The sequence below is a fragment of the Sediminibacterium sp. GW821-FHT12F12 genome (genome assembly GCF_058806635.1).
Window position 1 is genome coordinate 1 of sequence record NZ_JBXAPW010000026.1, and the last position, 2,530, is coordinate 2,530.

3 protein-coding genes are annotated in these 2,530 nt (G+C 45.5%); 1 reads left to right on the plus strand and 2 read right to left on the minus strand.

The annotated features are described in order from the left end of the window. Positions 1 to 178: 178 nt before the first annotated feature. Entirely contained in the window at positions 179 to 544 is a 366-nt protein-coding gene (locus AC1RNB_RS18520; RefSeq protein ID WP_493085238.1) for a heavy metal-binding domain-containing protein, read from the minus strand. 101 nt (positions 545 to 645) lie between these two features. Next, the gene (locus tag AC1RNB_RS18525) at positions 646 to 1,041 is read right to left on the minus strand and encodes an HYC_CC_PP family protein (RefSeq protein WP_493085240.1); all 396 of its coding nucleotides are present in this window, start codon (positions 1,039 to 1,041) and stop codon (positions 646 to 648) included. A gap of 283 nt (positions 1,042 to 1,324) precedes the next feature. On the opposite strand from AC1RNB_RS18525, the gene AC1RNB_RS18530 reads away from it, so the two are divergent. Beyond that, the gene (locus tag AC1RNB_RS18530) at positions 1,325 to 2,389 is read left to right on the plus strand and encodes a hypothetical protein (RefSeq protein ID WP_493085242.1); all 1,065 of its coding nucleotides are present in this window, start codon (positions 1,325 to 1,327) and stop codon (positions 2,387 to 2,389) included. Positions 2,390 to 2,530 lie beyond the last annotated feature (141 nt).

The window sequence follows — 2,530 nt, forward strand, 5'->3', positions numbered from 1 at the left end:
CTGCCGAAGCAGTTATAGAGCTATCTGCAATACGACAAATGCTCAACAGTTTATGGTAAATTTTAAACAGCTTCTAAAGCGGACTGATTAGAAAGTTTTCTTCGATCACCCCGAATTGGCGGTTTTATTTTTCTAACCATAGAAATTTGGAATTATCGAATAGCACAACACGTTATCCTTATCCTTTTTTCTCTTTTAATGCCATACCGCATTTAGAACATTTACCGGGTTTATCGCTGGTAACATCTGCGTGCATAGGACATACATAAGAAGCGGCCACTGCTTTTTTATTCTCTTTCAGGTTCATGCCGCATTTGGAACATTTACCGGGTTTATCGCTGGTAACATCCGCATGCATGGGGCATACATAGGCTGCTTCTTTTGGGGTCTCTTTCAGATTCATACCGCATTTGGAACATTTGGCGGGTTTGTTGCTGGTAACATCGGCATGCATGGGGCATACATAGTGTTTGTTGTCCTGTGCAAATACAGTTACGGATACGATGGTGAAAGCTGCCATCAAGAGCATTTTGATCTTTTTCATGGTGTCGGTTTTATAGATGATAAATAAATACGGGAACGGGGCCGTGATAGAAACGCCCAAAGCCCGGCAATGATTGCCCGGCGCATAGAACAGGAAAAAAATTAAATACGGATAACGCGGTTACGCAGGTAAACCGCCAGGCCCCTGTCGGGAGGAGCATTACTGGTAGGATTTTCTTCTGTTACAGAAGAAAGGTTGATCACGGGTGTCTGAAATACAGATACAGGAACCGCATCGGCTTCCAGCTGGGTGAGCTGGTAGGCAGCCGTGGCGGCTTTCTGATCGATGGTGTTCTTTACAAATTTCTGCTCGTCTTTGCAGCAGCCCTTCCCTTTTTGATTGGTTTTGGCCATACCGCATTTATCGCAGGTCTTGTCTTTTTTACTCGTAAAACCCCATCCCGCCGCTTTGCCCATGCAATAATGCATATGCATGGTAACGCCAGCAGAGGCGCTCAGATGCACAAGGGCTAATATGATGACGAGAAGCTTTTTCATGTACTAAGACAGAGCAAAAGTAATAGTAATATCCTGCAAATTTTGCTAAAATTCCGGACGAGCGGCTGAAAACCGCTTATTCTGAGCAGGTTATTACCTGATAAACGAAGCGTTTGGCAGGTCATACAACAACGATTCAGCCGGATAAACTATCTCCAGATAAGCCTGCCGGTTTAGTCGTTTCCTCAATTTTAACAACCTGACCAAAATCATCTTTTGTGAAAATGGCTTATTCTAATTTGCCTGCCGTACACAGTTTTCATTATCCTGTTAGCTAAGCGGTATGTCTGATCCTTTTGTAACCATCCCCAAGGGGAATCCATTTTCTGCCCGTACTATTTTTTACTGGCGACTTGCCCAAACAGCGGTATGGTTGGTGGGTGCGGGTATTTTGCTGAGTTTGTTTCTCTTCCCCAACATCGGTTTATTGTTGTTCTGGCATATACTGATTCCGGTGGCACCGGCATTGTTTGTATTTGCTGCGGGTGTATGGCGTAATGTTTGTCCACTCGCCACCACTAATTTACTACCCCGCCATTGGGGCCTCTCACAAAGAAAAAAACTATCCGCTTCACAACTGGGTAAGCTGAATCTGGTAAGTGTATTGTTATTATATAGTATCGTTCCCTTACGCCACGCTGTGTTTAATACGAATGGGGTTGCTACCGGTTTGCTCATTGTGGCATTAACCAGCGTAGGCATTACCCTGGGCTTTTTTTACGAATGGAAAAGTGCCTGGTGTTCCGGTCTCTGCCCCATACATCCTGTTGAAAAACTATATGGCAGTAATGTGGCATTCACTGTACCCAATGCCCATTGCGATAAATGTATGAACTGTGTAGTGCCCTGTCCGGACTCAACACCCAATATCCATCCTTCCGCTTCTGTAAAAACCATTTACCACAAACTGAGCGGCTGGCTGATTGTGGGTGGACTGCCCGGTTTTATCTGGGGATGGTTTCATGTACCGGACCATGCTTATGTTGCCGGCGTCAACGCTTTTCCCGGTGTGTACGAAATGCCGCTGATGGGTATGTTGCTTACCTTATCTATCTATGCCATTTTTGCGGAGCTGGTGGTTCCCGGCAGCGAAAAAAAACTGAGTGGCTTGTTTGCTGCGACCGGAGTGTCCTGTTATTACTGGTACCGTTTGCCCGCTTTATTTGGTATGGGCGATTTTAAGGAGGATGGTTTTCTGATAGACCTGAGTGCTTCTCTTCCTTTCTGGATAGTAAGAACTTTCACAGTTGCCCTTGCTGTTCTTTTCTTCTACTGGCTGGTGATCCGCCCCTCCAACAAACAGAGCTGGGCTGTGCGGCCGCCTTACGCGAACAAATTCCAACAATAACAACCGCGCCTTTGCGCCTTGGCGAGAAAATATACTCTCGCTAAGCAAGGGCGCGGTTAAAAGCGTGTCCCGTCCTGAAATAGCGATACACAAAAACAGTCGTTATGTCACAAAGTGCATCAAATCAGTACGTTAAACGTA